This window comes from Methylocucumis oryzae (assembly GCF_000963695.1).
In the GTDB taxonomy this organism is placed as follows: Bacteria; Pseudomonadota; Gammaproteobacteria; order Methylococcales; family Methylomonadaceae; genus Methylovulum; species Methylovulum oryzae.
In genome coordinates, this window is the sequence record NZ_LAJX01000362.1 from 1 (window position 1) to 5,474 (window position 5,474).

Sequence of the window (5,474 nt, forward strand, 5' to 3'; positions counted from 1 at the left end):
TTTGCGCTGTAGATAAAATCTATAGCCGAAAGAATATCTTAGCGATATTAAGGTTTCTAAAATATCAGATTGCTCAAAAAAAAATCCTTGACACTTTGAGTTGAGGGTATATAATGCACAGCTCTTCAGCGCAGAGAGGCGCTGGTGGGGAGAAGGAAAGGGAAGCGGGAATGAAAAAGGAAGTTGACAAAGAGAAAAGGGTTCTGTAGAATGCTTTGGCTCAGCTAGACGAAAAGGTCTGGACGCTCTTTAACAAACGGGATCGAAATAATAGGCGTGTTTGCTTAAGCGAGTTGCTTAAGAGGCTAAGAGTAGAGTGCCTAGTGTGCATGAAATTAGCCAAGAAATGAATAGAAGTCAGCAATGGCAATGAATTAAACTGAAGAGTTTGATCATGGCTCAGATTGAACGCTGGCGGTATGCTTAACACATGCAAGTCGAACGGTAGTCACTTCGGTGGCGAGAGTGGCGGACGGGTGAGTAATGCATAGGAATCTGCCTAGTAGTGGGGGATAACGTGGGGAAACTCACGCTAATACCGCATACGCCCTGAGGGGGAAAGCGGGGGACCTTTGGCCTCGCGCTATTAGATGAGCCTATGTCGGATTAGCTAGTTGGTAGGGTAAAGGCCTACCAAGGCGACGATCCGTAGCTGGTCTGAGAGGATGATCAGCCACACTGGGACTGAGACACGGCCCAGACTCCTACGGGAGGCAGCAGTGGGGAATATTGGACAATGGGCGCAAGCCTGATCCAGCAATACCGCGTGTGTGAAGAAGGCCTGAGGGTTGTAAAGCACTTTTTAATCGGGAGGAATACCTGAAAGCGAATACCTTTCAGACTGACATTACCGATAGAAAAAGCACCGGCTAACTCCGTGCCAGCAGCCGCGGTAATACGGAGGGTGCAAGCGTTAATCGGAATTACTGGGCGTAAAGCGTGCGTAGGTGGCGTGTTAAGTCAGATGTGAAAGCCTGGGCTTAACCTGGGAACGGCATTTGAAACTGGCAGGCTAGAGTTGAGTAGAGGGGGGCGGAATTTCCGGTGTAGCGGTGAAATGCGTAGATATCGGAAGGAACACCCGTGGCGAAGGCGGCTCCCTGGACTCAAACTGACGCTGAGGTACGAAAGCGTGGGTAGCAAACAGGATTAGATACCCTGGTAGTCCACGCTGTAAACGATGTCAACTAGCCGTTGGTCCTTCAAGGAGGATTAGTGGCGCAGCTAACGCATTAAGTTGACCGCCTGGGGAGTACGGCCGCAAGGTTAAAACTCAAATGAATTGACGGGGGCCCGCACAAGCGGTGGAGCATGTGGTTTAATTCGATGCAACGCGAAGAACCTTACCTACCCTTGACATCCAATGAATCTCGCGGAGACGTGAGAGTGCCTTCGGGAACATTGAGACAGGTGCTGCATGGCTGTCGTCAGCTCGTGTTGTGAAATGTTGGGTTAAGTCCCGTAACGAGCGCAACCCTTATCCTTAGTTGCCAACAGGTTATGCTGGGAACTCTAGGGAGACTGCCGCTGATAAAGCGGAGGAAGGTGGGGACGACGTCAAGTCATCATGGCCCTTATGGGTAGGGCTACACACGTGCTACAATGGCCGGTACAGAGGGCAGCGAAACCGCGAGGTCAAGCAAATCCCAGAAAGCCGGTCTTAGTCCGGATTGGAGTCTGCAACTCGACTCCATGAAGTCGGAATCGCTAGTAATCGCGAATCAGAATGTCGCGGTGAATACGTTCCCGGGCCTTGTACACACCGCCCGTCACACCATGGGAGTGGGTTGCAAAAGAAGTCGGTAGTCTAACCTTCGGGAGGGCGCTGACCACTTTGTGATTCATGACTGGGGTGAAGTCGTAACAAGGTAGCCCTAGGGGAACCTGGGGCTGGATCACCTCCTTACAAAGAAGCGCTGCTTAAGTAGACACGACCTATTATTTCGATCACGGCCAGGACCTGGGCCTGTAGCTCAGTTGGTTAGAGCGCACCCCTGATAAGGGTGAGGTCGGCCGTTCAAATCGGCCCAGGCCCACCACTGAGTGCGAAAGGCCTTGGCGTGGGACCCGAAAACAAGGGGCCATAGCTCAGCTGGGAGAGCGCCTGCCTTGCACGCAGGAGGTCAGGAGTTCGATCCTCCTTGGCTCCACCAATTATACAAGGTAAGACAATCATCTCTATAGTGTTTTGCAAGAGACACTATAGACGTGGTGAATGCCATGAAAGCTCTTTAACAATGCGGAAATCTGTCAAAAACAGAACGAGAAGATCAAAAGCAAAGGTAAGACCTGTGCAAAGATCAAGTGACCTCAGACTGATTGGGGTTATATGGTCAAGTGAATAAGCGCATACGGTGGATGCCTAGGCAGTCAGAGGCGAAGAAGGACGTAGAAGCATGCGAAAAGTCTCGGGGAGTTTGCAACACACTGTGATCCGAGAATGTCCGAATGGGGCAACCCACCCGCAAGGGTATCCTAAACTGAATCCATAGGTTTAGGAGGCGAACCTGGGGAACTGAAACATCTAAGTACCCAGAGGAAAAGAAATCAACCGAGATTCCCTTAGTAGTGGCGAGCGAACGGGGAACAGCCGAGCGAAGCGAGATAGTGGAAGCGTCTGGAAAGTCGCGCGATACAGGGTGATAGCCCCGTACACGAAATCAAGCTAAGACATATTAAGTAGGGCGGGGCACGAGAAACCTTGTCTGAAGAAGGGGGGACCATCCTCCAAGGCTAAATACTCCTGACTGACCGATAGTGAACCAGTACCGTGAGGGAAAGGCGAAAAGAACCGAGGTGATCGGAGTGAAATAGAACCTGAAACCGTATGCGTACAAGCAGTGGAAGCCCTAAGGGGTGACTGCGTACCTTTTGTATAATGGGTCAGCGAGTTAATCTCAGTGGCAAGCTTAACCGGATAGGGGAGGCGTAGCGAAAGCGAGTCTGAATAGGGCGTTAAGTCGCTGGGATTAGACCCGAAACCGGGCGATCTAGCCATGACCAGGTTGAAGGTTGGGTAATACCAACTGGAGGACCGAACCCACTCCCGTTGAAAAGGTAGGGGATGAGTTGTGGCTAGGAGTGAAAGGCTAATCAAGCTCGGAGATAGCTGGTTCTCCTCGAAAGCTATTTAGGTAGCGCCTCGTGTATAACTGTTGGGGGTAGAGCACTGTTTCGGCTAGGGGGTCGTCTAGATTTACCAACCCGATGCAAACTCCGAATACCAACAAGTGTGAGCACGGGAGACACACGGCGGGTGATAAGGTCCGTCGTGAAAAGGGAAACAGCCCAGACCGTCAGCTAAGGTCCCAAAATCTAGGCTCAGTGGGAAACGATGTGAGAAGGCATAGACAGCCAGGAGGTTGGCTTAGAAGCAGCCATCCTTTAAAGAAAGCGTAATAGCTCACTGGTCGAGTCGGCTTGCGCGGAAGATTTACCGGGGCTAAGCCTAGTACCGAAGCTACGGACTCGAAAGAGTGGTAGAGGAGCGTTGTGTACGCCTGCGAAGGTCACTTGAGAAGGTGGCTGGAGGTATCACAAGTGCGAATGCTGACATAAGTAACGACAAAGGGAGTGAAAAACTCCCTCGCCGAAAATCCAAGGTTTCCTGCGCAACGCTAATCGACGCAGGGTAAGTCGGCACCTAAGGCGAGGCTGAAAAGCGTAGTCGATGGCAAACCGGTTAATATTCCGGTACCCGTTATAACTGCGATGGGGAGACGGAGAAGGCTAGATCAGCCGGCGGTTGGAAGAGCCGGTTTAAGCCCGTAGGGAGGTGCTCTAGGCAAATCCGGAGCATCAATTCTGAGAGGTGATGACGAGCTCGCGTGCGAGTGAAGTGATTAATGCCAAGCTTCCAAGAAAAACCTCTAAGCTTCAGGTTATAAAGGGCCGTACCCTAAACCGACACAGGTGGATGGGATGAAAATTCTAAGGCGCTTGAGAGAACTCGGCTGAAGGAACTAGGCAAAATGATACCGTAACTTCGGGAGAAGGTATGCCTGTGGTATGTGTAAGCCCTCGCGGCTGAAGCAGAAGCAGGTTGCAAAAAATCGGTGGCTGCGACTGTTTAGCAAAAACATAGCACTCTGCAAACACGAAAGTGGACGTATAGGGTGTGACGCCTGCCCGGTGCTGGAAGGTTAATTGATGGGGTTAGCGGCAACGCGAAGCTCTTGATCGAAGCCCCAGTAAACGGCGGCCGTAACTATAACGGTCCTAAGGTAGCGAAATTCCTTGTCGGGTAAGTTCCGACCTGCACGAATGGCGTAACGATGGCCACACTGTCTCCAGCCGAGACTCAGTGAAATTGAACTTGCTGTGAAGATGCAGTGTACCCGCGGCTAGACGGAAAGACCCCGTGAACCTTTACTATAGCTTGACACGGGACTTTGAATCGACTTGTGTAGGATAGGTGGGAGGCTTAGAAGCGAGGACGCCAGTTCTTGTGGAGCCGACCTTGAAATACCACCCTGGTTTATTTGAAGTTCTAACCTCGACCCGTAATCCGGGTTAGGGACAGTGTCTGGTGGGTAGTTTGACTGGGGCGGTCTCCTCCCAAAGAGTAACGGAGGAGCACGAAGGTACCCTCAGCCTGGTCGGAAATCAGGCAATGAGTGCAATGGCATAAGGGTGCTTGACTGCGAGACAAACACGTCGAGCAGGTACGAAAGTAGGTCATAGTGATCCGGTGGTTCTGTATGGAAGGGCCATCGCTCAACGGATAAAAGGTACTCCGGGGATAACAGGCTGATACCGCCCAAGAGTTCATATCGACGGCGGTGTTTGGCACCTCGATGTCGGCTCATCACATCCTGGGGCTGAAGCAGGTCCCAAGGGTATGGCTGTTCGCCATTTAAAGTGGTACGCGAGCTGGGTTCAGAACGTCGTGAGACAGTTCGGTCCCTATCTACCGTGGGCGTTTGAGAATTGAGGGAAGCTGCTCCTAGTACGAGAGGACCGGAGTGGACGCACCGCTGGTGTTCCGGTTGTGATGCCAATCGCATTGCCGGGTAGCTATGTGCGGACAGGATAACCGCTGAAAGCATCTAAGCGGGAAGCCCCTCCCAAGATGAGTTCTCACTGGGACGACAAGTCCCCTAAAGGGCCGTTGAAGACGACGACGTTGATAGGCACGGTGTGGAAGGTCAGTAATGGCTGTAGCTAACGTGTACTAATTGCCCGTGAGGCTTGACCATATAACACCCAAGCAGTTTGTAGAATGACAGATTTCCCGCACAGAGCGACTTGCAACGCATTCAGTGTTAGGTACAAAAATAACCACAACGACCTAAACACAACTAGTTTTGCTTGGTGACCATAGCGAACGTGAACCACCCGATCCCATCCCGAACTCGGAAGTGAAACCGTTTAGCGCCGATGATAGTGTGGCAGTTTGCCATGCGAAAGTAGGGAATTGCCAAGCACCTTTCTCTAAACCCGCCTCAATATAACGAGGCGGGTTTTTTTATGTC

The 5,474-nt window shown here is 51.6% G+C and carries 2 tRNA genes and 3 rRNA genes; all 5 read left to right on the top strand.

Annotated features, from left to right (window positions below):
• Window positions 1-376: 376 nt before the first annotated feature.
• The 5 genes from VZ94_RS21655 (at window position 377) to rrf (ending at window position 5,425) form a co-directional block, all read left to right on the top strand.
• Window positions 377-1,906 (top strand): 16S ribosomal RNA (locus VZ94_RS21655).
• Window positions 1,907-1,962: 56 nt separating this feature from the next.
• Window positions 1,963-2,039, top strand: a tRNA-Ile gene (locus VZ94_RS21660).
• A 38-nt stretch (window positions 2,040-2,077) separates the two neighbouring features.
• Window positions 2,078-2,153 (top strand) — tRNA-Ala (locus tag VZ94_RS21665).
• A gap of 178 nt (window positions 2,154-2,331) precedes the next feature.
• Window positions 2,332-5,198, top strand: a 23S ribosomal RNA gene (locus VZ94_RS21670).
• A gap of 111 nt (window positions 5,199-5,309) precedes the next feature.
• Window positions 5,310-5,425: ribosomal RNA gene (rrf, locus tag VZ94_RS21675) — 5S ribosomal RNA — on the top strand.
• Together the 16S, 23S and 5S rRNA genes with 2 tRNA genes alongside form the textbook arrangement of a ribosomal RNA operon.
• Window positions 5,426-5,474 lie beyond the last annotated feature (49 nt).